The 25,910-nt window shown below is 42.3% G+C and carries 22 protein-coding genes, 10 tRNA genes and 1 rRNA gene; 25 read left to right on the top strand and 8 right to left on the bottom strand.

Annotated features, from left to right (window positions below; all coding sequences use genetic code 11):
• Positions 1-11 precede the first annotated feature (11 nt).
• From rrf to rocF, 13 genes are all read left to right on the top strand, one after another.
• A 5S ribosomal RNA gene (gene rrf / locus ACTWP7_RS19850) occupies positions 12-125 on the top strand.
• A gap of 39 nt (positions 126-164) precedes the next feature.
• A tRNA-Asn gene (locus ACTWP7_RS19845) sits at positions 165-239 on the top strand.
• A 3-nt stretch (positions 240-242) separates the two neighbouring features.
• A tRNA-Thr gene (locus ACTWP7_RS19840) sits at positions 243-314 on the top strand.
• Between the two features lie 20 nt (positions 315-334).
• Positions 335-409: transfer RNA gene (locus tag ACTWP7_RS19835), tRNA-Glu, on the top strand.
• A 6-nt stretch (positions 410-415) separates the two neighbouring features.
• A tRNA-Val gene (locus tag ACTWP7_RS19830) sits at positions 416-491 on the top strand.
• A 17-nt stretch (positions 492-508) separates the two neighbouring features.
• Positions 509-584 (top strand) — tRNA-Thr (locus ACTWP7_RS19825).
• Positions 585-605: 21 nt separating this feature from the next.
• Positions 606-691 (top strand) — tRNA-Tyr (locus ACTWP7_RS19820).
• 121 nt (positions 692-812) lie between these two features.
• Positions 813-887 (top strand) — tRNA-Gln (locus ACTWP7_RS19815).
• Positions 856-1,005 (top strand): hypothetical protein, encoded by a 150-nt coding sequence (locus tag ACTWP7_RS19810; RefSeq protein WP_443124666.1) that lies wholly within the window; start codon positions 856-858, stop codon positions 1,003-1,005. Before ACTWP7_RS19815 ends, ACTWP7_RS19810 begins: the two co-directional genes overlap by 32 nt.
• Before the next feature lie 89 nt (positions 1,006-1,094).
• Positions 1,095-1,167: transfer RNA gene (locus tag ACTWP7_RS19805), tRNA-Lys, on the top strand.
• Between the two features lie 38 nt (positions 1,168-1,205).
• Positions 1,206-1,280: transfer RNA gene (locus ACTWP7_RS19800), tRNA-Gly, on the top strand.
• Between the two features lie 3 nt (positions 1,281-1,283).
• A tRNA-Ala gene (locus tag ACTWP7_RS19795) sits at positions 1,284-1,356 on the top strand.
• Positions 1,357-1,568: 212 nt separating this feature from the next.
• On the top strand, positions 1,569-2,471 hold the full coding sequence (gene rocF, locus ACTWP7_RS19790) for an arginase (RefSeq protein WP_443124665.1): 903 nt from the start codon (positions 1,569-1,571) through the stop codon (positions 2,469-2,471).
• Positions 2,472-2,496: 25 nt separating this feature from the next.
• On the opposite strand, the gene ACTWP7_RS19785 is transcribed toward rocF, so the two are convergent.
• Positions 2,497-2,670, bottom strand: coding sequence for a Spo0E family sporulation regulatory protein-aspartic acid phosphatase (locus ACTWP7_RS19785; protein ID WP_443124664.1), 174 nt, complete (start codon positions 2,668-2,670; stop codon positions 2,497-2,499).
• A gap of 160 nt (positions 2,671-2,830) precedes the next feature.
• On the opposite strand from ACTWP7_RS19785, the gene sigW reads away from it, so the two are divergent.
• The 6 genes from sigW (at position 2,831) to glmS (ending at position 9,755) form a co-directional block, all read left to right on the top strand.
• Positions 2,831-3,394, top strand: a complete 564-nt coding sequence (sigW, locus tag ACTWP7_RS19780) for an RNA polymerase sigma factor SigW (RefSeq protein ID WP_014641465.1) — start codon at positions 2,831-2,833, stop codon at positions 3,392-3,394.
• 13 nt (positions 3,395-3,407) lie between these two features.
• Positions 3,408-4,070, top strand: coding sequence for a zf-HC2 domain-containing protein (locus ACTWP7_RS19775; RefSeq protein WP_443124663.1), 663 nt, complete (start codon positions 3,408-3,410; stop codon positions 4,068-4,070).
• 157 nt (positions 4,071-4,227) lie between these two features.
• Positions 4,228-5,037: a diadenylate cyclase CdaA gene (gene cdaA / locus ACTWP7_RS19770; RefSeq protein WP_443124662.1), complete on the top strand. Its 810-nt coding sequence runs from the start codon at positions 4,228-4,230 to the stop codon at positions 5,035-5,037.
• Positions 5,030-5,986, top strand: a complete 957-nt coding sequence (locus tag ACTWP7_RS19765; RefSeq protein ID WP_443124661.1) for a CdaR family protein — start codon at positions 5,030-5,032, stop codon at positions 5,984-5,986. The genes cdaA and ACTWP7_RS19765 overlap by 8 nt, the downstream gene beginning before the upstream one ends.
• Before the next feature lie 134 nt (positions 5,987-6,120).
• Entirely contained in the window at positions 6,121-7,473 is a 1,353-nt protein-coding gene (glmM, locus tag ACTWP7_RS19760) for a phosphoglucosamine mutase (protein WP_443124660.1), read from the top strand.
• A 479-nt stretch (positions 7,474-7,952) separates the two neighbouring features.
• On the top strand, positions 7,953-9,755 hold the full coding sequence (glmS, locus tag ACTWP7_RS19755; protein WP_443124659.1) for a glutamine--fructose-6-phosphate transaminase (isomerizing): 1,803 nt from the start codon (positions 7,953-7,955) through the stop codon (positions 9,753-9,755).
• A gap of 63 nt (positions 9,756-9,818) precedes the next feature.
• Here the strand turns inward: glmS and ACTWP7_RS19750 are convergent, their stop codons facing one another.
• Complete coding sequence (locus ACTWP7_RS19750) at positions 9,819-10,103, bottom strand: phospholipase (RefSeq protein ID WP_443124658.1); 285 nt, start codon at positions 10,101-10,103, stop codon at positions 9,819-9,821.
• Between the two features lie 391 nt (positions 10,104-10,494).
• Here ACTWP7_RS19750 and trxB point away from each other — a divergent pair, with 391 nt between their 5' ends.
• Positions 10,495-11,448 (top strand): thioredoxin-disulfide reductase, encoded by a 954-nt coding sequence (gene trxB, locus ACTWP7_RS19745; RefSeq protein WP_443124657.1) that lies wholly within the window; start codon positions 10,495-10,497, stop codon positions 11,446-11,448.
• 1,067 nt (positions 11,449-12,515) lie between these two features.
• Here trxB and ACTWP7_RS19740 read toward each other — a convergent pair.
• From ACTWP7_RS19740 to ACTWP7_RS19720, 5 genes are all read right to left on the bottom strand, one after another.
• Positions 12,516-13,676, bottom strand: a complete 1,161-nt coding sequence (locus ACTWP7_RS19740; protein ID WP_443124656.1) for a M24 family metallopeptidase — start codon at positions 13,674-13,676, stop codon at positions 12,516-12,518.
• Between the two features lie 137 nt (positions 13,677-13,813).
• Positions 13,814-14,524, bottom strand: a complete 711-nt coding sequence (locus tag ACTWP7_RS19735) for a GntR family transcriptional regulator (RefSeq protein WP_443124655.1) — start codon at positions 14,522-14,524, stop codon at positions 13,814-13,816.
• A gap of 125 nt (positions 14,525-14,649) precedes the next feature.
• Positions 14,650-17,235: a YfhO family protein gene (locus ACTWP7_RS19730; protein WP_443124654.1), complete on the bottom strand. Its 2,586-nt coding sequence runs from the start codon at positions 17,233-17,235 to the stop codon at positions 14,650-14,652.
• A gap of 12 nt (positions 17,236-17,247) precedes the next feature.
• Positions 17,248-17,634 (bottom strand): GtrA family protein, encoded by a 387-nt coding sequence (locus tag ACTWP7_RS19725; protein ID WP_443124653.1) that lies wholly within the window; start codon positions 17,632-17,634, stop codon positions 17,248-17,250.
• Positions 17,603-18,559 carry a glycosyltransferase family 2 protein gene (locus ACTWP7_RS19720; protein ID WP_014641476.1) on the bottom strand — a complete coding sequence of 319 codons (957 nt, stop codon included), beginning with the start codon at positions 18,557-18,559 and terminating at the stop codon, positions 17,603-17,605. Before ACTWP7_RS19720 ends, ACTWP7_RS19725 begins: the two co-directional genes overlap by 32 nt.
• Before the next feature lie 252 nt (positions 18,560-18,811).
• Between ACTWP7_RS19720 and ACTWP7_RS19715 the strand changes: the two genes are divergently transcribed.
• From ACTWP7_RS19715 to cydC, 5 genes are all read left to right on the top strand, one after another.
• The gene (locus ACTWP7_RS19715; RefSeq protein WP_443124652.1) at positions 18,812-19,591 is read left to right on the top strand and encodes an alpha/beta hydrolase; all 780 of its coding nucleotides are present in this window, start codon (positions 18,812-18,814) and stop codon (positions 19,589-19,591) included.
• A gap of 1,002 nt (positions 19,592-20,593) precedes the next feature.
• The gene (locus tag ACTWP7_RS19710) at positions 20,594-21,049 is read left to right on the top strand and encodes an NUDIX hydrolase (protein ID WP_443124651.1); all 456 of its coding nucleotides are present in this window, start codon (positions 20,594-20,596) and stop codon (positions 21,047-21,049) included.
• Between the two features lie 118 nt (positions 21,050-21,167).
• Positions 21,168-21,695, top strand: a complete 528-nt coding sequence (locus ACTWP7_RS19705) for a topology modulation protein (protein ID WP_443124650.1) — start codon at positions 21,168-21,170, stop codon at positions 21,693-21,695.
• Positions 21,696-21,863: 168 nt separating this feature from the next.
• On the top strand, positions 21,864-23,603 hold the full coding sequence (gene cydD, locus ACTWP7_RS19700; RefSeq protein WP_443124649.1) for a thiol reductant ABC exporter subunit CydD: 1,740 nt from the start codon (positions 21,864-21,866) through the stop codon (positions 23,601-23,603).
• Entirely contained in the window at positions 23,600-25,309 is a 1,710-nt protein-coding gene (cydC, locus tag ACTWP7_RS19695; protein ID WP_443124648.1) for a thiol reductant ABC exporter subunit CydC, read from the top strand. Before cydD ends, cydC begins: the two co-directional genes overlap by 4 nt.
• 126 nt (positions 25,310-25,435) lie before the next feature.
• On the opposite strand, the gene ACTWP7_RS19690 is transcribed toward cydC, so the two are convergent.
• A complete protein-coding gene (locus ACTWP7_RS19690) occupies positions 25,436-25,801 on the bottom strand; it encodes a hypothetical protein (protein ID WP_443124647.1) in 366 nt (121 codons plus the stop codon).
• Positions 25,802-25,910: the final 109 nt, after the last annotated feature.

Here is a 25,910-nt window from a genome sequence, read left to right as displayed (position 1 = left end):
ACTGTATATGATGTGGTGGTGAAGGCGAAGAGGTCACACCTGTTCCCATGCCGAACACAGAAGTTAAGCTCTTCAGCGCCGATGGTAGTCGGGTCGATCCCCGTGAGAGTAGGACGCCGCCACGTCATTTCCCTTATACTTAGCATTTCGAAGCTTTATATTATTCCAACGTAGCTCAGTGGTAGAGCAATCGGCTGTTAACCGATTGGTCGTAGGTTCGAATCCTACCGTTGGAGCCACTTGCTTCCATAGCTCAGTGGTAGAGCACTTCCATGGTAAGGAAGGGGTCGCCGGTTCAAATCCGGCTGGAAGCTCTCAGAAGTAATCGTAAGAAGGCCCGTTGGTCAAGTGGTTAAGACACCGCCCTTTCACGGCGGTATCACGGGTTCGAATCCCGTACGGGTCACCAATTGATGGAGGATTAGCTCAGCTGGGAGAGCACTTGCCTTACAAGCAAGGGGTCGCAGGTTCGATCCCTGCATCCTCCACCATTCTAATTTCATAATTAGCCGGCCTAGCTCAACTGGCAGAGCAACTGATTTGTAATCAGTAGGTTGGGGGTTCAAGTCCTCTGGCCGGCACCACTAAATGTTTTTGACTAACGTGGAGGGATAGCGAAGTTGGCCAAACGCGGCGGACTGTAAATCCGCTCCCATCGGGTTCGTAGGTTCGAGTCCTACTCCCTCCACCATTTATTTTAGTTGTTAGAGCATGGTCGATTGCTGATAGTACATAGATCAGCATATTTTTATGAGAAAATATATTTTTATGTATATTATTAAATTCAATGACCATACTAACATTGTACTCGTTGGGCCATAGCCAAGCGGTAAGGCAACGGTTTTTGGTACCGTCATGCGCTGGTTCGAATCCAGCTGGCCCAGCCATTTAATTCCTTCATTAATTGATGGGATTTTTTATTTTCTATACATAAGCTTTATGTTTGTAGTTTATAAGCAGCATAAACAGGGGTATGGACAAATTAATTGGTTTGCAGGTTATTAACTGGCTTGCGAAGAGTGAGGCTTCATTGAACCAACTTGCAACACGACGAGCATCTTTCGAACTCGTAATGAGATCTTAATTAACATTGGGAGCCATTAGCTCAGTTGGTAGAGCATCTGACTTTTAATCAGAGGGTCGAAGGTTCGAATCCTTCATGGCTCATTCTTTCAATCCGTTCATTTTGTGACCGTTCTACTTATGCGGGAGTAGTTCAGTGGTAGAACACCACCTTGCCAAGGTGGGGGTCGCGGGTTCGAATCCCGTCTCCCGCTCCATATGGGGCCTTAGCTCAGCTGGGAGAGCGCCTGCTTTGCACGCAGGAGGTCAGCGGTTCGATCCCGCTAGGCTCCACTTTAATGAATACGAATTAATTACAAAACTGACATCTGTAATAGATGTCAGTTTTTTCTGTTTCTGCCAATACGCGCATGCTGAGTAAGTATTCATGCAATACTCACTCTTTCATGATGCCTATAGCCGCATATATATACACTAAGATGTCTAGTTGAGTCATTTATCAAAAAAAGGATACAATTAGGATAGTGAAAAAAGGAGGAAAATAAATGAATAAACAAATTTCCGTTATCGGGGTACCAATGGATTTGGGCCAAATGAGAAGAGGCGTCGATATGGGGCCGAGCGCGATTCGATATGCAGGTATGACAGAGCGCTTAGAAAAATTAAAATATGATATAGAAGATTTGGGAGATATTGACATTCCTTTACCTCCACAAACTGGAAGCGAGAAACTTGATAATTTAAGAAACCTGAATGAAATTTCTGAAGGAAGCCAAAGTTTAGCCGAAGAAGTAGATAAAGTTGTGGAAGAAGGGCGCTTCCCGCTAGTACTGGGTGGAGATCACAGTATAGCTATGGGAACTTTAGCTGGCATAGCCAAACATTATGAGAATTTAGGAGTTATTTGGTATGACGCGCATGGTGATCTAAATACGGCTGATAGTTCACCTTCAGGTAATATTCATGGTATGCCTTTAGCTGTAAGCCTGGGAATCGGGCATGAGAAACTTACAAGTATCCATGGTTATGAACCTAAAATTAAGCCTGAAAATGTTGTCATTGTGGGGGCGCGTTCATTAGATGAGGGTGAGCGTGACCTCATTAAGGAACATGGAATTAAAGTTTATACCATGCACGAGGTGGACCGTATGGGCATGACCAAAGTAATGGAAGAAAGTGTAGAATACTTAAAAGGGCGTACGGATGGTGTTCACTTAAGTCTTGATCTAGATGGTTTGGATCCTCACGAAGCACCTGGAGTCGGTACACCTGTCATTGGTGGACTAAGCTATAGAGAAAGTCATTTAGCTATGGAGATGCTTTATCAGTCGGGAATGATTACTTCTGCGGAGTTTGTGGAAGTTAACCCGATTTTAGATGAAAAAAATAAGACCGCAAGTGTCGCAGTCGGTTTGATGGGGTCTTTATTTGGAGAAAGTTTAAAATAAATATTTTTATTTTCAGCAATCTGCCTCAGGCAGGTTGCTGTTCTTTTTGTTTAAGGTTTTCATATTCATTCATAAGTTCGTCCAAACGAATACTCATCTGCAGGACCTCATTAGATGTTAATGAGTTTCTTCTTGCTGCTCTGCTCATTTCTTCGCGGCACATTTCAATTTCATTAATTAAAAATATTTCCTGTTCCATGTAACATTCCTCCTATGTAAGTTTTTACATTTACTCTCTTATAACCCATACTAATAGAAGTTAAACTTATAAAAAGATATATTTTTATATAATTTTTGAAACTTAGCACTGAGGTCATCCGTAAAGGATATCGACCGCAAGTAAAGCGGAGGTATAGCAGATGGAAACCATGATTAAACAGAAAATTAAAGAAGTGAAAAAAGGGGACCAATCAGCGTTTGAAGATATTGTATCTTTTTATCAGACCAAAGTGTACCATATTTGTTTACGTATGATTGGAAACGCCTATGAAGCTGAAGATCTTGCACAAGAAGCCTTTATCCGTGCTTATACGAATATCCATACGTTCGATGAGAAAAGGAAATTTTCAACTTGGTTATATAGAATTGCAACCAATTTGACAATCGACCGAATCCGTAAAAAGAAACCGGATTACCACCTCGATGCGGAGGTCAGAGGGACGGATGGACTGGATATGTATTCTCAATTGGCAGCTGACCAGGCTTTGCCGGAAGAAGAGGTAGAAAGCCTTGAACTTCAGAGTTATATCCATAAGGAAATACTGGCCTTGCCGCCTAAGTACCGAAGTGTCATCGTATTACGTTATTTAGACGAGTTGGCACTTCAGGAAATAGCAGAAGTGCTCGACATCCCTGTAGGTACAGTAAAGACCAGGGTGCACCGCGGCAGGGAAGCATTGCGCAAAAGGCTTCGCCATGTGTAAAGGAGTTGAGGGAATGAATTGCAAAAAAGAAGCTATATCACTCATGCATAAATATTTGGATGGGGAGCTAAAGAGAGAAGAAGAGAGACGACTGCGTAACCATCTGCAAACCTGTCCGTCTTGTCAAAACCATTTTCATGAATTAAAGCGTTCGATTACGCTGATAAAAAATACAGGCCCCGCTTCGGCACCGAGTAATTTTACTGCAAACGTAATGAGCAGTCTTCCCAAAGAGAAAAAGCGGAAAAACTATATTCGAGCCATGCAGCGTCATCCAATATTGACAGCTGCAGCGGTATTTTTCATTCTTATGTTCAGTGGTATTTTTTCCGCTTGGAATCAAGATCACCATGTAACCGTATCTAAACAAGAAAACCTGGAAATCAGGGATAATACCGTAATTGTACCTGAAGGAGTCACGATTAACGATGATTTGGTCGTCCGGAATGGGGATTTGGAAATTCTTGGAAGAATAAATGGTGATGTTACCATCATTAATGGAGATATTATAAATGGAAAGCCAAAGGGTGACATCGAAAATAATTTAGATTCATCCACCCTCCGTGCCTATACGGGAGAATTGACTGAGGTCAATCAAATTTATGAGTGGGTATGGTACCAAACGAAACATATAGTTTCTGATCTCTTTTCGTTTGAGGCAGATCAGGAGGAATAAAAACCAGGGTGAATTTACACCCTGGTTTTTTATACTAAATTGTTGGTTTGAATTGAATAATGGTTCTCATATTCCGATAAATAGAAGTGTGATATAATAATACAGGTGAATTTTTTCTAAAAATTACTTGATTTTAAAATTAAAAGGAAGTGTAGGCATGCTTGATGGGGGATTTGATGTATTAGATTATTTCTTAATTACGGTTGATATCGCCCTTGTCTGGTTTGTTGTATATAAATTAATCATGCTAATCCAGGGGACGAAAGCTGTACAGCTGCTAAAAGGTATATTCGTTATTCTGGGTATATGGTTATTGAGTAATTTATTTGGACTTACCACGTTAAGGTGGTTAATGTCCCAGGCCATTACATGGGGTTTTCTTGCTATTATTATTCTTTTCCAGCCTGAACTCAGGCGTGCATTAGAGCAATTGGGAAGAGGGAGCTTCTTCAGTAGAAACACCTCCGAAGAGGATACAACTGAAAAATCAATACAGGCTATAATCAAATCATGTAATTATATGGCTAAACGCCGTATAGGAGCCCTTATAACAATTGAAAGGGACACGGGAATGGGAGACTACGTTGAAACGGGAATTCGCATTGGCGGCCACCTTTCAAATGAGTTATTGACCAATATATTTATCCCTAACACTCCGCTTCATGATGGTGCCGTAATACTTAAAAATGATGAAATTGTCGCAGCTGCCTGCTACTTGCCGTTGTCTGAAAGTCCTTTTATATCGAAGGAGCTTGGGACAAGACACCGGGCAGCGATGGGGATCAGCGAGGTTACTGATGCATTGACCATTGTGGTATCAGAAGAAACGGGAGCCATTTCATGTACGAAAAACGGAGAACTTCATAGAAACCTGGATCAAGAAAAACTGGAAGAAATCCTCCGGACAGAACTGGATTACTCCACTGCAGTGAAAACCTGGAACTGGAGGGGGAAAAAGAATGGATAATTGGCTGAAAAGTGTATGGTTTATCCGAATTATTTCCTTGATTCTGGCAGGTTTACTATGGATTACAGTCAATGTTGATAATAATATGGATTCTGATTCGTTGTTCTTTAATGAAAATTCCTCAGATATGGAGACTATGGACAATATTCCACTGGAAATCAGATTTGACAGTGAAGAATATGTAGTAAGTGGATTGCCTCAGGAGGTTTCTGTAACAGTCGAAGGTCAGGCGAGTGTAGTTACTCCGGTAGTACGCCAGAAAAACTTCACGGTCTTTGTGGATTTAAACGGATTAGGTCCTGGAGTACATGAAGTTTCTCTTCAGCATTCAGGGATATCGAATCAGCTGTCTGTTTCTCTCAAACCTAAAACAATCGAAGTTACTATTGAAGAAAAAGTCAATGAGGATTTCGAAGTGAAGGTTGATTACCTGAATGAGAGCAGACTGGACAGTGAGCTCGTTTTAGAAGAACCAACGGTACAACCAGAAATGGCAACCATAACAGGATCATCTTCTGTGGTAGATCGAGTGGCATCTGTGAAGGCTGTAGTCGATGTTGGATCAGCTCAGAGTTCACTTGAAGATGTAGAAGCACCTGTGAAAGTATATGATGAGCAAGGCAACGAACTGAACGTGTTGGTCGATCCTACAACGGTTAAAGTGAATGTCCCAATATCGAAAAGGAAAAAAGAAGTTCCTGTAGAGGTTACAGCACAGGGCGGAGCTCCTGAAGGCGTAGTGGTCAATTCGGTGGCTACTTCTACAGACACAGTTACATTGTACGGCCCGGAAGATGTTTTGGCGGTTATCAATAAGCTGGAGGAGATTCCTGTAGACATAACTGATGTTACGGAAGACCAGACACTGGAAGTGGAGATTCCAGTTCCTGACGGGGTTACCTCTGTGGAACCAGAAAAGCTTGAAGTTGAAATAGATGTGGAAGATTGAAATGACAATGACCCACAATAAAAGTTTTCGCGGAATCGTTTAATCATAGTGCAGATTAAGCAAAGTTCCTTCCTGCGATTACAATAAATCCAGTTAATATAAACAGTTTCACTTTAGAAAGAGAGGTTTTATTTATGGGAAAATATTTTGGTACAGACGGGGTCCGTGGGGTTGCTAATAAAGAACTGACCCCGGAACTTGCATTTAAACTCGGCAGATATGGTGGGTATGTGCTCACAAAAGAGGTTACAAAGCCTAAAATCCTTATCGGGCGTGATACGCGAATATCCGGTGAAATGCTTGAAGGTGCTCTAGCTGCTGGTTTGTTATCCATTGGCGCTGAAGTTATGCGTCTGGGAGTCATTTCTACACCAGGGGTAGCTTTTTTAACGAAAGCTCTTCAGGCAGAAGCAGGAATTATGATTTCTGCATCTCATAATCCCGTAGAGGATAATGGGATCAAGTTCTTTGGACCTGATGGTTTCAAATTAACAGAAGCTCAAGAACAAGAAATTGAAGAGCTGATTGATGGAGAGACAGATACACTTCCACGTCCATCCGGCTCGGATCTAGGACAAATTAATGATTATTTCGAAGGTGGACAAAAATACTTACAGCATCTTAAGCAGACAGTGGATTATGATTTTGATGGACTGCATATCGCATTAGACTGCGCACACGGTTCTACATCTTCACTTGCTTCTCATTTATTTGCTGATTTAGAAGCTGATATCTCATCTATTGGAGCATCACCAGATGGCTTGAATATCAACGAAGGTGTTGGTTCCACTCATCCTGAAAAACTGCAGGAACTGGTTAAGGAAAAAAGAGCGGACATTGGTCTTGCTTTTGACGGGGATGGTGACCGGTTAATTGCAGTAGATGAAAAAGGTAATATCGTTGATGGTGACCGCATTATGTATATTTGTGCTCAGTACATGAACGATAATGGCACGCTTGCTCATTCAACGGTCGTTTCAACGGTGATGAGTAATCTTGGTTTCTATAAGGCGTTAGAATCTAAAGGTATGAAAAGTGATAAAACAGCCGTAGGAGACCGTTATGTGATGGAAGAAATGCGCCGTGGCGGATATAATCTGGGCGGTGAACAATCTGGCCATATTATTTTCCTCGATCATAATACAACTGGCGACGGTCTGCTTTCTGCACTCCAGCTGGTCAATGTTATGAAAGAAACCGGAAAACCTTTGTCAGAGCTTGCCGGTGCAATGGAGAAATTTCCACAAGTGCTTAAGAATGTAAGAGTCATTGATAAAAATAGAGTACAGACTCATCCTCGTGTTCAAGAAGCCATTCAGGCAGTAGAAGAAGAAATGGGAGACAGCGGACGGGTGCTGGTCCGTCCTTCAGGTACTGAACCGCTTGTACGAATTATGGTCGAAGCACCAACTGAAGAACAATGTGAAACCTACGTGAATAAAGTAGTTCAAGTAGTCGAAGAAGAACTGGGTATGAAAGAAGAATAAAGACAAGACGCAGGGTGCACGGACGTGCATCCTGTGCATATTATATAGCGTGGTTTTCAAGACCCTCATAATAAAGATTGACCTGCAAATAAAGATTCAGGTAAAATAAAAGTTGGCCTGAAAAATAAGTTTACCGCAGTATTGTTTTGGTAATGCAAGTTAAGGGCCGTATTCAAGCATAGAAAAGGAGAGAAGAAGTAAATTTATTGAAAAGCGCCAGGACTGTTTGCTGAAGCAGCAGCACAGTTGACGAGGAGGAGGTTCATCGAACGTTCGGCGGATGCCTCCCAGTTGCCGCACTCAACTGGAAGTTCAAAGGTTAAACCAAAGAGGCGACTCTTTGCTCAAATCCTTTGTACAAAGTGATTAGAAAATACAGAAATGCAACGGGAGAGGGGCAGCGAATCAGCCCCTGAAATAAATTGATATTGATGCTTATTCGTTGCCCTTACTCCATAATTTGAGGAGGACAACAACTTATGTGTGGAATTGTAGGATATATAGGACAAGATGATACGAAAGATATATTACTGAATGGCCTTGAGAAGTTAGAATATCGCGGGTATGACTCTGCGGGGATTGCCACTTTGAACAATAACGGTGTGAACGTATTTAAAGTAAAAGGGCGCATTGCTGCCTTGAGAGAAGCTGTTGATGAAAGTAATAAAGCTACTCTTGGAATCGGTCACACTCGCTGGGCAACACATGGTGTGCCCAGCCGTGAAAATGCTCACCCGCACCAAAGTGTTTCTGAGCGATTCACCATTGTTCATAATGGTGTTATCGAAAACTATATCGATATTCGTGATGAGTATCTGGCTGATGTGAGTATGAAGAGTGAAACGGATACAGAAATCATTGTCCAGCTTATCGAAGTGTTAAATGAGCAAATGGACGATGTAGCAGCTGCTTTTCGTAAGGCGGTAGAATTACTATCCGGATCCTATGCTATTGCTCTCATTGATCGTGAGAACCAAGATACGATTTATGTAGCTAAGAATAAAAGTCCATTACTAGTTGGTCTGGGTGACGACTTTAATGTTGTTGCCAGCGATTCTATGGCTGCCTTGCACGTTACGGATCAATTTTTGGAGCTGATGGATAAAGAAACAGTAATCGTTCAAAGGAATAGTGTAGAAATTCAAAAATTGGACGGTACTACTGTATCACGTGAACCATTCACAGCAGAGCTGGATGCTACTGATATAGAAAAAGGAACTTACCCGCACTTCATGCTTAAAGAAATTGATGAACAGCCATTCGTTATTCGTAAAATTATTCAGGAATATAAAAATGAAAATGATGAAATCAAGCTCGACCTTGATATTCGTGAGGCTATGAAAAATTGTGACCGCATTTATATTATTGCCGCTGGAACGAGTTACCACGCGGGACTTCTTGGAAAACAATTCATTGAGAAATTAGCAAATATTCCAGTAGAAGTTCACGTGGCCAGTGAATTCTCTTATAACATGCCGCTTCTTTCTGAAAAGCCACTATTCTTGTTTATTTCACAAAGCGGAGAAACAGCGGACAGCCGCTCTGTACTTGTCCAGATAAAAGAACTTGGTCATCCAGCGTTAACGCTCACAAACGTACCTGGATCCACCCTTTCCCGGGAAGCAAATTATACAATGCACCTGCATGCAGGACCTGAGATTGCAGTTGCATCAACGAAAGCTTATACAGCACAAATGGCCGTCCTGGCTATCCTTGCGGTTGATACCGCACGTGCTAAAGGTCTTGAGCTCGAGTTTGATCCAATGCAGGAGCTAGGAATTGCTGCCAATGCTATGGAAGCTTTAACTGATCAGAAGGAAGAACTAGAGGAACTGGCTCGTGAATACCTTCCGACCACACGCAATTGCTTCTTCATTGGTCGCAGTGTGGATCATTATGTAGGGCTTGAAGGTTCTTTGAAATTAAAAGAAATATCTTATATTCAAGCAGAAGGTTTTGCCGGCGGTGAATTGAAGCATGGAACCATCGCACTAATTGAAGATGGAACCCCTGTTATAGCCCTTGCCACTCAGGAGAATGTTAATTACTCTATCCGTGGTAATGTCCAAGAGGTAGAAGCTCGTGGGGCAAACAGCTTAATTATAAGTATGAAGGGACTGGATAAAGAGGGAGACGCATTTGTGATTCCTCATGTCCATCATCTTCTTACACCGCTTGTCTCTGTGATTCCTCTGCAGCTTATTTCTTATTATGCCGCGCTTCACCGTGATTGCGATGTTGATAAGCCTCGTAACTTAGCTAAGAGTGTTACAGTAGAATAAAATACGCGTTAATAAACAAAAAGGCAGTTGAGTTTTACTACTCAGCTGCCTTTTTTTTGAGATTTAAAACGCGCAGGTGAAAAGACGCTGCATTTTCATGTATCTGTACATCATTCTTGCATGACGACCTTCAACTGTATAAGGGTTCTGCAGTTGCTCTAATTGGCGAATAAAAGCTATATCACATTCACAGTAATTCCTGTAATACCTATAACATTCATCGTGAGCCTTGCAGGCAGCATCTACCGCGTTGACCGGCGCGCCCGGTCCGCTGCATCCAGGCCCGCAGTATTTATATCCCGGGAATAAACATAAGCCTGGACGATAGGGACGATTATAGCGTTTCATTTTACTTCCTCCTGCTCCATAAAAGCTAAACCGTGTGCATGACTGTATGTGCTATATCATATGATTCTTCTACTATTTAGTCTCTTCATTAGTCCGAGGAGGAAGGGTTATGAAAAATATAAAGATAAGAGGCGAATCGTAAGAATTTATGGAATTCCACGAATGAGTTGTTAAAAATTTTATTGGAGCGGGTATGGTCTAAATAGGCAGGCTTTGGCAAGAGCTGAATCAGGATTAAAAAAAGTTCTGTTAAACTCCTTTCATTATTAACAACTTGCAAATTGACCAAAATGGCTGCATACGATGAAACAAGGATCTAAAAAGTGAATGAGGATGACCAAAACAGGTTATACCACTAAGAGCGGATATTATATTGTAAGGAGGATTCACTATGGCTTATAAATCAATTATATTAGGAACCGGACCAGCAGGATTAACAGCTGCTGTGTACTTAGCTAGAGCGAATATGGACCCCCTGGTTATTGAAGGCCCTGAACCAGGCGGGCAGCTTACGCTAACGACAGAAGTAGAGAATTTCCCTGGATTTCCGGATGGAATCATGGGACCTGAACTAATGGATAATATGAAGAAGCAGGCCGAACGTTTTGGAGCTACTTTTAAACGAGGCTGGGTCACGGATGTCAATGTCGATCAGCGCCCTTTCACACTGAATGTAAATGGTTTAGGAGAGCTCGAGACGCAAACGCTGATCATATCCACTGGGGCATCTGCTAAGCTGCTGGGCATTCCGGGAGAGAAGGAAAACATCGGAAAAGGTGTAAGCACGTGTGCAACGTGTGATGGCTTCTTTTTCCGTAATAAAAAAGTGGTCATCATTGGTGGTGGCGATTCCTCAATGGAAGAGGCTACTTTCTTAACCAAGTTCGCAAGTGAAGTGCAAGTCGTGCATCGCCGTAATGAATTGCGAGCGTCCAAGATTATGCAGGAACGAGCGAAAAACAATGAAAAAATCACGTGGGCTCTTAATAAAACCCCGGTGGAAATGGTTTCAGATGGTATGAAGATTACAGGTTTGAAAGTGAAAGACAATGAAACAGAGGAAGAGGAAGTAATTGAAACAGACGGAATTTTCGTAGCCATTGGACACAATCCAAATACCGAATTCTTAAAAGGTAAGCTGGATATGGATGATAAAGGCTATCTTCTGGTAGAGCCTGGTACAACCGATACAAATATTCCTGGCGTATTTGCCTGCGGCGATGTACAGGATCAGAAATACAGGCAGGCAGTTACGGCAGCAGGTACAGGTTGTATGGCTGCTATGGACTCTGAGCGTTTCCTTGAAGGAGAAGCCGTCATTGATTGGAGTCAAAACCTATCATAAAACCAAAAAACCACCTTTTACTTGTAAACAGTAAAGGGTGGTTTTTTAATGGATGTATTAACGGTGTGGTTAAATTACCTCGGCAGGTTTTTCCATTAACGGGCCGGTTAGTTGAAGACTCAGTTTCGGGAGAAAGGGGCGGAAGGGAACGGCTCGCTTTCCGCGGGCATGTGCTGAGCTTCCTCGGGCTTAACAGCCCTGCGGGATGTTAAGCCCGCAGGAGTCTTCACCGTTCCCTTCCGCCCCTTTGCGTTTATGGAGAGCTCGAAAATCTTTCCATAATCGCCTTCCCATGAACGAGATCCACACTGGTTTTCACGTATGTTTACGTGTAGAAACCCTGTTATAGAAGCATTTGAGGCAGATACAGCATGACTCCTTACTCCTATAGCAGGGTCCGCTCATCAGCTATCGTTTGGGCGGCGAAGGAAACGACGAGACTCCCAGGTTAAAAGCGTAAGCACCTTGGTCAGCGTCGTATGGACTGGACTGAGCTGGCGGAGATAAAGAAAACACGAAGAGCGGAGCGATTCGATGTTGCCTTATCGTACAGAAGTGAGGGAAGTCTCACTAGACGCTAGGTGCTGGAGCTGGATAGCACTCCACGCCGTTTAGGCATTGGTTTATGATACACCTATCCTGAGTGTAAGAACGGGAGAAGGAGCTAGGCGAGACCCCACAAGGAGTGTTAACGACTGAGGAGGCTCATTTAAAAGGAGGATCGACTAAAGTCACCACGTCCTGTGGCAACGTCGATCGACCCTACGTCGTGTAGGGCCTCAAATGTGGAATCACCCCGAAAGACACGACCAGCATAAGCCGACCATCAAAAGGATTGTGGTTTTTCAATCCGTTGATGAGCGGCTTATGTCTCGAGTGTCTGGGTGATGGAACAAGACGAGTTGTTTCCGTAGCCGCCCTCACCGTTTTTTGGCAACGGACCCGAGTTATCTCGAAACTGAATCTTACAGAAAAGGGAGCTTATGTGTAATAAGCAACCTTGAGATTGATTAATAAAAGCCTCAACTTCCCAGATCAAAGAGAGGTTGAGGCTTTTGAATTAACAATTATTTTAATAAACGATGTTCAAAAGGAAAGTCGGAGAAATTTTCTACGCCATCTTTCGTTACGAGAAGCTGTTCCTCTAATTTGACTCCTTCTTTGCCACCAGGTGAGCCAATATAGCTTTCTACAGAAAGCACCATATTTTCTTGAATGACCCCATCATATCCTTTTTCTTCGAAGTCCTGCGGATAAACAATATAAGGGTATTCTCCGCTTAAGCCGGTACCATGAGCTACAGTAAAGTAGCGATTTGGGAAGAATTCATCGGGAATCTGCCAGCTTTTTTCAGCGTACTCTCGGAAGGTCATGCCTGGTTTTAATAAGTCAATATTATACTGGATCTGCTCATAAGCGGTCTGATACAGGCGCTTCTGCTCGTTCGTAGGCTCTGAATCCCCGCACAGAAATGTTCGGCTGATATCGGTGAAAAAACCGAAAGGACCATTCATATCCGTATCAAAAGCAACAAGTTCCCCTTCATTAATTACCTTATCACTGCATTCCTGGAACCACGGATTCGTACGGTTTCCAGAGTTTAGAAGCCGTGTTTCCACATAGTCTCCACCTTGAGCGATGTTTACCTGATGTAGATAAGACCAGAGTTCATTTTCTGTAATTCCTGGTTCCAGAGCCTGCTGCATGCGGATCATACCTTCTTCTGCTGTACGAACAGAAATTTTCATCGCTTCAATTTCCTGCTTGTTTTTAATACTTCGGGCATGCTCAATTGGTTCCTGCCCATCGCGGACGTCAATTCCTTGTTTGGCAAGCTCCACAGCCCCTACAGAAGGGATATAATCGACAGCAAGTTTCTTATTGGAACCTGCATGTTGAGCCATCAAATCAGCAATTTCTTTTGCCCATTCTTTTGCGTTATCATAAAGGTTTTCACCAGATGCTACATAAGATAGGGTGATGGCTGGTCTAACTTCATCAATGGTTTCCAGTCCTTCTGAAAGATGTTCACAATTAGGGAAATCGAACAGTGTGATAGGTCCCTCTGTTGGAATAAATACATAGCGGCCCGGGTTTCTCAGCATAAATACCTGCATGTTCCTGCTGCCTGTTGCATAACGCAAGTTCACTGGGTCAAAAATCACGATACCTCCGTATCCAAGTGCTTTTAATTGTTCGCGAACACGGCCCAGTCTGTATTGACGCATACGGACAAGATCGATCTGAGTTTTATCATGTCGGTTACTCGTCAGTTTAGAGATAGTAATTCCTCCTCATTCACGTTTGTGTATTACTTAACATATTACAATAAGATATAACTTATTGCAATAGGTAGTGAGGAAGCTTAACTTCCAATTTCCACCTTATAATTAAAGCCGGAAGGAAGGTATTTCGTGCGGCTGTATTCGATAGGCTTTAACCCACTGCCCGTTGTTGTCCGTTCAATATCAATGAGAGCTTCTCCCGGGATGATTCCTAATACATCAGCTTCAAACGAGGTGGCATTAGATGCAGATACATCTTCTTGAATATTCGTATAATAAATTCCTTGTTCTCCTAACTTCGGGAAGATATCGAAGGACGTATCTATATCATTTTCAATGGTTTTACCGATAGAGTAGGGAAGAAACAATTGTTGAAATGCGATTGGTTTTCCATCAGCTAATCGGATTCTTTCAATCAGAAACATCTCTTGCTTTTCAGTGAGCTCCAGGGAATTCCGGGCGTGGAGCGCATGAGAAGCTTTACCGGAACGGATTACTTTTATAGAGAAGTGGGTCCCTTTTTCATGATGGATGACGCCGGGATTCACTCCTTCTTCCGGAGGAATCGTGCGCACTCTCGCGGGAGATCCTCTCCGGGTTTCCAACACCCCGTTCTGAACGAGCTCCCGTATCGATTGCCGAATGGTAGTTCGGCTTACGTTGTACATCTCAATCAACTGACTTTCAGAAGGGATCGCATCTCCTGGGTTCCATACTCCATCTTTCACGTTGTGGATCATTTTATTTTTAATTTGTATATATAAAGGCAGTTTTCTTTGATTTTCAGCCATGTTAAAACTCCTTCAGAATGGATTGAATCGTTTCCTATTGCTTTTATTTTAAAGGAGCTTGTGTATTCATGCCACCTGGCCTGCAATTCAGCATGTGAAAAAGGACGCCCTGAGGACGTCCTTTTTCACCATTTGTGTGTTCTCCTTATCCATAAGAAGGAGATGAGCACGGATAATAGGCATACGACAAGCGTAGCTTTGAAGTAAGGGGGATAGTACGTAAAGGATACATGGTTCTGTCCTTCTTCAAGTTCCACGCCAAGATAGGCATAGTTCGCACGTAAGACTTTCTTTGATTCTCCGTTAACCTCAACATGCCATCCTTTTTCATAAGGGACAGGAATCGTAAGGAATTGATCCTTCTGATTGTTATTCAACTGAATATTGACCTGGTTTCCATTCACAGCTACGCTGGAAACCTCATTGGCTTCGTCATAGGCTTTCTCAAGCGCTTCATAGGTTGCGTAGTGCAATTCAAGTTCGGCCAGTTGGTAATCGCCTTTAGGTACACGTATGGAAATTTTTTCGTCAGCTGGAACGCGGATCGTCACATTGTTCATTCCAGTTCGGTAAAAGGACTCCCGCGATTTTCTCGATGTTCGGTAATCATTCACATACAAGGGAAACCACGGAGCGGATTTGACGTTATTTTTTATATAAAAGGATACATAAATATCTTCTGCATTTTTAGGGAGTGAGTTGAGCTGCAAATCTAAACCGCCTGTTTCTTCGGTTACCTGCAGACGCTCGTCCTGGTAAGTGCCTCCAACTGCTTTTACCTCGGCGTCATCCATCAGATCAGGGAGCGGATTAACCGGAGAAGTTTCAGAGTCTGGATTTTCTAAAATAATTCCTTCAAGCATAGCTTGTTCCCGCTTAATCATGGAAGCATCTGATAGGGAATCTATACTGTAAACATTGCTTGTCGTGCGTGCAAAGGGCAGAAGCTTTGTATTTCGATATACTTGATAGTTACTACTTTCTATATAAGGCTCAAATCCATAAGGTATATTCCTGTCAGCATCCTTTTTAGTCATAATGTATTTTCCGCTTAAGGAGCTGTACAAATTGGCTCGGTCACCGAATCCGGAATAACGGCTGATACTCTCTTGCTTCATATCGACTTCCATATCCTCATAATACCAATAGAGGATATGTTCATTTAATATACTCGAATAGACACTGGTCCCGCTGAAATCCTGAATAAGCGGGATATTATTACGGTCATCCATCCCTTTCCATTCGAATCGATAGAAGGAACTTGGATCCTTCTCCTGGACGCGATCCACCAGCTGTTGCTGCTCAGGAGAAGCATAGCCATCACTAAGCATGTATTCTTTAGTCGTTTCTTCGAGATTTCCTGCTTTATAAAGTTTGTCGTGCTGATAAACGTTCATCATCCCTGCGTTCAGCAGGACAATGATCACGCCTCCTGCTACCCAGGTTTTTTTATTCTGAATACTAAGTAACAGGAAAGCTGCTATGGAGATTCCAACCTGATAAAGCATGTATTGGTCAAATACGCTTTCGATTTGATAGTAAGGATCTCTCCAGGCAAAAAAGTAATAGCTAAGGCCTGTCAGAAAGATCGCCACGAAAACTTCCCATCTTTTTACCTGATTCATGAACTGCAGGCCCGCTGCGACTAGCCCGCCGGCTGCAAAAAAGCCGAGGTATTCAAAACGGTGTCTTGGGGCAGAGAAGCCGTTAAAGGCGCTTCCCATAAATGGACTGAAGTGAAAAAGGATAAATAATAGTGTCAGGACAGCAAACAACCGGAATATTTTATTTTTATAAAAGGAAAAAAGAAATAGAAAAAGCACTACAATGGTCGACAGCAAAAATGTGCGGCTGTCGAGCAGCATGTTATCGCTGAAGTCAAAAAGCGGACGTTCTTGATTAAACGCCGGTCTGTAGTTATGAAAGTAAGCGTATAAAGTAGGTACAAAAGAAATAGAAGCGGCTCCCATTCCTAGTACTACTGACATGACATAGAGCTTAAGCTGCTGGAGTTTCCCTGCTTCTTCTTTCTGCAGAGAAATAAGCCAGCGCACGAGAATATAAATGCCAGCGAAAATGAAGCTTATATAAGCAAAGTAGAAATTGTTAAACATAGTTGCGGCAATTGCGAAAATAAACCAGCCCGGCTTTTGGTCACGGATGATTTTTTCAATCCCTAGAATTAAGAGGGGGACGAATAAAAAGGCGTCTGCAAAAAATTCCCAGTAAGATACATGTCGGAAGTAAATAACGGAAGCACCGTAAAGAGCTGCGCCAATAAAAGATGGAATGGTACGGAGCGACATATATTTAAAAACATAAGTGGTAAGCAAAATGACAAGGGTCATGCGAATGATGCTGCTGAATATAATAGCTTGAGCCCAGAACAATGAGTCTGGCTTTCCAATTACATGCAGCAACTCCAATAAAAAGACCACTCCCACCGTCACAAGGAAGAAGAGGTTTGTTGAGAAGTAATAACCCAACTGACCGAAAAATCCTCCCCCAAAACCGAAATCGAGCGAATAAAAGAAATTCCCGCTCGTGTAGTTTTCGTATAAAAATTGTTTGAAGGGAATCATTTGGTTCAGCCCGTCATTTGGCCCTGCCATGAACGTTCCTTCCATCCATTGCCTAAAAAAGAATAGATGGGATAAGGTGGCGATAAGCAGACTTGAGAAGAATAGTATCGTGATTTTTTGTTTATTCATAAGGGACCACCATTATTGTTTTAATATTTTACTAGTGACGATAAAGGTTACCGGAACGGTGAAAAATACCGCGATCAGCGGCGCAATATTACTGTTTAGACTAAGCAAATCAACCAGCACAAAGACAAGAATGGATGAAACACCTACGTTGACCACTTGAGTTAATGGGAACTGCAGGAATTTTTTGAGTGTAGGTTTTACTTTATAAGTGAAATACGTATTTAGAAAAAAAGAAATAACAAAGCTTATGAGAAAGCCCGCTATGTGAGCTGCCATATAATGAAAATTTAGTAAGTTATGGAGGAATAAGAACACAATGTAATAATTAAGAGTGTTCATTCCCCCAACCAGTATGAAACGTGTAAGTTCATTGTTTAGTGAGTTGATCTTTAGTGTCATGAATATTCGTATCCTTTACAAGATAGTGTGGACGGCGTTTGACTTCATTATAGATACGGCCTATATATTCTCCGACGACCCCAAGACTGAGCAATTGAACGCCGCCAAGGAACAGGATCGCTGAGATGGTGCTGAAATAACCAGGTACCGCAATACCTGTTCTGATAATTTCTATAAAAATAAAGCCGATGTATCCAAGCGATAGTAATAAAGTGAGAAGACCTGCATAAAAGCAAACCCTCAGTGGTTTGGTATTGAAAGAAACAAGGCCGTCAATTGCATAGTTTAACAGTTTTGAAAACGACCACTTTGAATCTCCTTCCTGTCGGCTCACATTTTCATAATTAATTACTTTTTCTTCATATCCGACCCAGGAAAACAGTCCTTTAGAGAAGCGGTTTCCTTCACTCAGTTTTAAAATGTCATTGACGACGGCTCTGCTCAACAGACGAAAATCGCCAATACCATTTTCTAATGTTACATCTACCAGCTGATTGATAACTTTGTAGAAGGTTGAGGACAGGGCTTTTCGAAGAGGAGACTCTCCTGTTCGAGTGCGACGTGCAATTACCTGATCATATCCTTCTTCATATCCTTCAACCATGGCCGGCAGGAGAGAACTCGGGTGCTGAAGGTCTGCATCCAAAATGATAACAGCTTCCCCTTTCGATTTTTCAAGCCCTGCGAGCATAGCTGCCTCTTTCCCGAAGTTACGAGTGAAGGATATATATTTTACTTGATCATGAGCTGAAGCAAGCATCTGAATTGACTCTAACGTATGATCCTGGCTGCCATCATCTATAAAGATGAGTTCATAATCGTAATGGAGCGGTTCCATTTGATTATGTATAGCCTCATAGATCATAGGAATATTTTTCTCTTCGTTAAAAGAAGGCAGAATTAACGATATTAATGATTTATTCATTCTTTCACCTCAAGATTACATGGTCAAGGAGCCATGATTATACTTCCTTTTCTTTTTTTCCTCTAACATCTTCCCTTAATTGTGATTTTTTAAGCGTGTAGAAAGAGGAAAGGTACTTCCTTCCTGATTTTGATTATACGATTCTATTATTCTGAATAATGGGGAATAGGAAAAAGTATGCCGTGAAACTTTACATGAGTTAATACGTAAGTGAATTATAAGTAATAGTGATGAAGGGGCGTGGGGAAATAGATGTTAAAAGTTCTTTCAATAAATTCAAAGTGTTTAAATGATTCACGAACAGTCAGAGTCTATACACCGGATGATTATGGTGAAAAAGATAAAAGCTATCCCGTGGTTTATATGCATGATGGTCAAAACGTTTTTCGCGATCAATCAGCTATAGGGGGCATATCCCTGAACTTAGAACACTTTTTAGATAGAAATAAGCTTGAAGTCATTGTGATTGGAATAGATTCGAAGCCTGGAGAACAGAGAAAAGTCGAATACTGCCCATGGGAAAATGGGAAGTACAGTCGTGACATGATGAAAGATGAAAGTCGAATCGGGGGAGGCGGAAAGCAGTACATAGAATTTGTTGTACAGGAGTTAAAGCCGTATATTGATCAAAACTACCCTACTCACCCGGATCAATCAGCTATGGCTGGAATTTCACTTGGTGGCTTAATTTCTACTTATGCTATGTGTAAATATCCAAACCTCTTTAAAAGAGTGGCGGCAATATCGTCTGCTTTTTTTCGCAATCAGGAGGAAATGGAACAACTTGCTCATAGCGCTGATTTATCTTCTGTGGAAAGATATTATGTTGATTGCGGAACTCTAGAAGCAGGGAGCGATGAGGAAACGATTAATCAGGGGTTCATAGAATCAAATCAGCGCATGTACAATATAGTAAAGCATAAGATCGAACCTTCTAAATTTAAGATTATTGATGGTGGGGAGCATAATTACACTCATTTCCGCCGCCGAGTTCCAGAATTTTTCCCTTTTTTAATAGAGGGATGGAATTGAGAGTAGTAAAAAGGGTAGAGCTTTATTAAAAGGTAAGAATAGGTCATGCGAGTATATCTACAGATAAGCTCCCGATTTTGTAAGAAAACCTTTCGGGATAGGCACCACGGAATTGATCCCATCTCCAGAAGTTTACACTTTGGGGCGGGATTTTTTTATTGGAATGGCTTAGTTAAACTTCCATGTTGATGTTAAGGAAAAGCTCCCGTTACTTGAAGACTCAGTTTCGAGATATCTCATGAGAGAATTGGGTCCGGAGGGGAACGCCTCGCTTTCCGTGGGCATGTGCTGAGCCTCCTCAAGCTAACGCTTTCCGGGGTCTCACCGATCATGTTTATCCCACAGGAGTCTCCCCGTTCCCCTCCGGACCTGGCCGAATCTGATACTCGAAACCATCTAACACTCTGCTTGCTTGATGAGAAAAAGCATGGGGTGATCAGGTTATTTTCATGCTAGAACGATGTGGAAAAGCTTGTTATGGAAGCATTTTAGAACCTATTTAGGAGGAGAACATTCTCTCTTGAAAAGGGTCCGTTATTCTCATGTGGCTGGGTTGGCGAAGAAAACGACGAGACTCCCGCGGGAGAAGGAGCTAGGCGAGACCCCACAGGGAGTGAAACGAGCGAGGAGGCTTATGGTAAAAGGAGGATCGACTAAGATCGCCACGTCCTGTGGCAACATCGATCGACCCTACGTCGTGTAGGGCCGCAGGAAAGCGAGTTGTTTCCGTAGCCAGCCCCTCTCTATATCAGCAACGGACCTAAGATATCTCGAAACTGAGTCTTCAAGTAACCGGCCCTATTGCGTAATAAGCCTCTTATGAAAAATCAGCCATAAACGTTAACAGAGTCATTGGAGTCAACTCTTTTTGTATATAAACAATGATACGGCAATTGCTATAAACCTATTAGTTTTATAAGTTAATTGAATCAATTTTATAAAGATAACTTGGATCCAGTGTTTGTGGGGATCGTAGAAAAAAGTACGGAGAAGGGATGTGAAATGGTGAAAGACTACGTGAAAGATATGAGAAGTCTAATTGGAACCCGCCCCTTTATTATTGCAGGGTCTACGATCTTGCTTCAAAATCCAGATGGTAAAATTTTGTTCCAATTCAGGTCGGATACAAAGGAATGGGGGCTGCCTGGAGGAGCTATGGAGCCAGGCGAGAGTTTCCTAGAAACGGCAGAAAGAGAGCTGCGTGAAGAAACAGGACTTGTTGCCTTAAAATACCTGCATCTTGGAACTTTATCTGGAAAGGAACTTTATTTTCAATATCCAAACGGAGATGAAGTCTACAATATTATCAGTGTATTCCTGGGTACTAACATAGAAGGGACCTTAAAAATAAATGATCCCGAGAGTTTGAGATTATGCTATTTCTTTTATGAGGATTTGCCTGAAAAATTAGATGAGAGAGCAAGGTTGATCCTGGAAACATATCGAAGTTCTTTATAAGGATAAGAAAGCAGTTGGGGAATGTTGAATTCCTGGAGAGAGTCGCTTCTATACGCCATCCTGGAGCAGGAATGGCGTCGTTAGAAAACTTTTCGATTCGTGAACGGAGGGGAAAGGATTGGAACGGATTATGGTAATGGGAATATCTGCAGGAGCAGGAAAATCCACCTTTGCCAGACAGTTGGGAGACAAGCTAAATATAAGGGTTTATCATCTAGATGCTTTTTACTGGAAACCAGGCTGGATTGAAGCAGGCTTGCCAGAGTTCAAAAGCAAGCAGGAGGAAGTGGTGGGAAAGGACTCCTGGATTATTGAAGGGAATTATAGTTCGACCTACGACCTGAGGGCTTCCCATGCAGATACAATTATTTACCTGGAGCTCCCGCTTCTTCTTTGTCTCTACCGTGTGATTAAAAGGTGGTGGCTCCATCGCGGAAAAACGCGTTCAGACATGGGGGAAGGGTGTGAAGAGAAACTTGATTTTGAATTTATTAAGTTCATTGTTGCCACCTATTATTCTCGGAAGAAAAAAATGAAAAAGAGGCTTGAGGCTTTTCAAAGCATGAGTCCTGATAAAAAGATAATTGCTTTAAAAAGCAGAAAGGAAATCAGAGATTTCTTTAAGTGCCTCGATTATGAAGGTTAGTGCAGGACTTTCAAAGAGATGGTATGCGACGGGAATGATAAGGAAAAAATGAATAGAAATTGTCATAAATTCATCAGTTGTATCCTTAGAAGTTTGGAGCAGGATGCATTATAATGAAATTAATGTGTGAATTAATTCACAAATAGCTTCAGTTAGGAGTTTATATAGATGAAACATTTGAGCAAATTAGCCTTTGGTCAAAGAAAAGTGATTCTGGCTCTGTTCATCATTTCTCTTATCATTGGTGGAACGATCATAGGCCAGGCTTACTTTTTTGTAGCCATTGTGGACCGTGTCTTTTTAGATCAGCAATCGTTTCAGGACATTGTTCCGCTTCTCGCTGGACTTTTATTTGTTCTGGCTGGACGGGCAGGGTTTACATGGCTTCATGGTCGTACCGGTGTGAAAATGGCAGCTCGTGCAAAGAGTCATTACCGTCAGGCTATCATACAAAAATTTTCAAGAAATCCTATTCAGGCTTCTTTGAAAGGGCAGTCGGGTCGTAAAGTAAGTGTTCTTATGGATTCAGTAGACGAAATAGACGGCTATTTTAGTAATTACGTACCTCAAATGATTCAGACGGCTGTAATCCCGCTTATGATTCTCATTGTTGTGTTTACGCAGCACATTTATTCCGGACTCATTATGCTGATTACCGCTCCGTTTATTCCTTTTTTTATGGCAATTGTCGGAGTAATGACGAAGAAAAAGTCAGAAGAACAAATGGAGAAACTTTCCGCTTTCTCTGGTAAGTTTCTAGATATACTTCAAGGCTTAACAACGTTAAAGCTATTTGGAAGAGCTCAGAAGCAGAAAGATGAAATAGAAAAGAGCAGCCTTGGCTTTCGTGATGCTACCATGGGCGTTTTGAAGGTAGCCTTCATTTCATCGCTTATGCTTGAGTTTATATCCATGCTCAGTATTGGTCTGATTGCACTGGAAATTGCCATTCGTTTGGTGGTATATGAAAGCATTCCGTTTTTCTCTGCTTTTTTCATTTTGGTATTAGCCCCTGAATTTTACTTAACTCTTAAAGATTTCGGCAGTGCTTTTCATACAGGACGTGGAAGTTCGGGTGCTGCCAATCAGCTGGCAGAGGAGCTGAATGAAACCGAATCTTATGTAGAGTGGGGAGAAGGAAAACTATCTGCAGGGTCTAAGCCTCCATCTTTAGAACTTGATAACGTGCAATTCAGCTATGGAAAAGAAGAGGGGTTATTTGCACTGGAAAATATTCAGGCAATGATTCCCGCTTATTCACAAACTGCGATCGTCGGGAGAAGCGGCTCTGGTAAATCTACATTGCTCCATGTGGTAGCTGGGTTGATCCAGCCTTCAGAAGGGAGAGTGAAAGTAAATGGGGAAGCTCTTTCCTTTTACCAGGAGCACGAATGGTTCAAGGAAGTCAGTTATATTTCACAGCATCCTTATTTATTCTCGGGAACCATTGCTGAAAATATTGCGATTGGCGGTCGTGGTAATCACTCAATGAACGACATTAAAGCTGCTGCTCAGAGAGCGGGAATTGCAGAGCTTATTGAATCTCTGGAGCGAGGCTATGATACTCCTGTTGGAGAGGCAGGCCGCGGACTTTCAGGTGGTGAAAAACAGAGACTTGCGATAGCGCGAGCTTTTCTAAAACGTCCGTCTGTCATCCTTTTTGATGAGCCCACCACAGGACTCGATTTAAAGACGGAGCGCATCTTGCAGGAATCTATGAAGGAGCTCTCTAAAACGTCAACCGTTATTACAGTAGCGCATCGTCTTCATACGATCAAAAATGCCGACCAGATCCTGTTCTTAGATCAAGGGAATCTGGCTGCTTTAGGCCCTCATGAAGTATTAATGGAGAGGCATCCGGAATATCGGGAAATGGTCCGGCTTCAGCAAGGAGGAACGCCAGCATGAAAGACATAAGCCAAATGATTAAGCTTGTGGCATTGGAGAAAAAAGATGTTTTGTTATCGATTTTGTTTGGTTTTCTAGCTGGAATGTCGGCTGTCGGGCTTTTTGCCTCAAGTGGCTATTTGATTTCGCGAGCCGCTCTTATCCCGCCGCTATACGCCCTCACGGTCCTAATTGCCTTCTTAAAATTATTCGGGTTTGCAAGGGCTTTGGGACGTTATGCGGAGCGTTACTATTCTCATCGCGCGACTTTCACGATGTTAAGTAATATTAGGGTGGCCTTTTTTGAGAAACTGGAGCCTTATGCTCCGCGTGTTTTTCAAAAATACAGGAGTGGTGATCTGCTGGCTCGGATTGTGGGAGATGTGGAAAGTCTGCAGAATTTTTTCCTCAGGGTCTATTATCCTCCGGTAGTTCTCGTGGTTATCTTTTTAAGTACGATAGTGTTTACATCCATCTTTTCTACATCCATTGCGATCGTACTGCTTCTTGGGCTGGTCCTTACAGGAGTGTTTGTTCCCTATTTATTTTCATTACGGCAGAGAACGATTGAGAATAGAGTAAGGGAATCGCGAGGAGAGTTATCGATAGATATAACGGAATTTCTTTATGGATTCCGTGATTTGAAAATCTATCAGCAATTGGAGGATAAAGAAGAACGGCTGCATGAATCCTCTGCTTCTTATATTAGAGAACAGGAGCGGGAGGGTATGCAGAGAATCTTCAGCCATTCTGTTAATACGCTCGTGTCTTTACTAGTCTCATGGGTGGTATTGGGACTGGGTGCTTATTTGGTTGCCAGGGGCGATTTAAATGGCTTGTTTTTAGCGATGCTTGTGATGATTTCGCTGACGGTATTTGAAAATGCTACTCCCATGGCCGTCCTTCCCAGTCACTTAGAAGACAGTAAACGTGCTTCCGGACGACTGTTTTCCATAGGCGATGAAATGATTGAGGATAAAGGCAGGCTGCATCTGGAAGGCGGGGAGTCATACGGATTTGAATTGAGCGGAGTAGATTTTCGTTTTCCTGAGGAAGAGCGGCAGACTTTGCAGCAAGTAAATTTAAAAATTCCAGCCGGTTCCAAGACTGCTCTCGTCGGTCCGAGTGGGTCAGGGAAATCAACTTTACTGCAGTTGCTCTTAAAAATTCATACCTCTGATCAAGGGGAGATCTGGTTGAATGACCATCCAATGGAGCACATTGATGAAGAGAGTATTTGGAACAGGAGCAATGTCGTTCTACAGGAAAATCACTTCTTTTTTGGTACTGTTCGGGAGAACCTGCAATTGGCTAAAGATGACCTTACGGATGAGCAAATGCTGGACGTACTCCGTGACGTAGAGCTTGGCTCTTTCCAGTTGGACTACCCTGTATTTGAAAAGGGAGAAAATCTCTCTGGTGGAGAGAAACAGCGCCTGGCAATTGCGCGGGCGATGCTGAAAGGGGAACAACTCTGGGTACTGGATGAACCTACTTCTTCTATAGATGCTCTAACTGAACGGAAAATTTATGAACGTTTGTTTAAGCAAGCGGAAAGGGATACTCTGATCCTGGTTAGTCACCGTCTTACAGGTCTTGAACTTATGGATCAGATTATTGTGATGGATGAAGGTACGATTGTGGAAAAAGGAACTTACAATGAATTGATGCATAAGCAAGGCTACTTCTATGAAATGAAACAAATCGAAAAAAGCATCTTCGGATAAAAGCAAGATGAAGCAAAAAAATCCCACCTCAGGTCATCCAGAAAATGGATGGCCTGAGGTGGTTTAATTTTCCGGAAACCAGGGAGGAGACTTGGAGAGATTCCCTGACTGCCGCTTGGTTCACGATTAATAGTAGTACGGATAATATGGATACTGATAGTAAGGATAAGGAGTAAAGTAAGGAAAAAGGGCAAGGGCAGTTAATCCTGCAATGGGTAGTACAGACCGCCGGAAACGACGAGCTCTTCTTCGACCATAACCGAATTGACGATCGTTCGAACTTGAGCTTTTAGCTTCAACTTTTTCATCTACCATAACATCTTCACTGATCAGCATCGTGATCTTATCATTTCTCACATCAATGATAATTCCATCCACTGTGCTCCCGTCCTCAAGCGTAACCATAACGTGGTAATCCTTGTGTTGTTCGCACTGGCTTTCAGTAGGTTTCATGTGAGACGGCTGCTGGTACATATTCCTTTCGTCTGTCACTGTTAATCAACTCCTCACAAAACCATGATATTCACCCATGAAAAATTTGTGACAAACATCCAGCAGCCATGATGTTTTTCTATCCATATTTTAGTAAAATGTAGAAAAA

Origin of the sequence: Halobacillus sp. B29 (genome assembly GCF_052246755.1) — a bacterium.
In the GTDB taxonomy this organism is placed as follows: domain Bacteria; phylum Bacillota; class Bacilli; order Bacillales; family Halobacillaceae; genus Halobacillus; species Halobacillus halophilus.
This window is presented reverse-complemented; position numbering and strand designations above follow the sequence as displayed.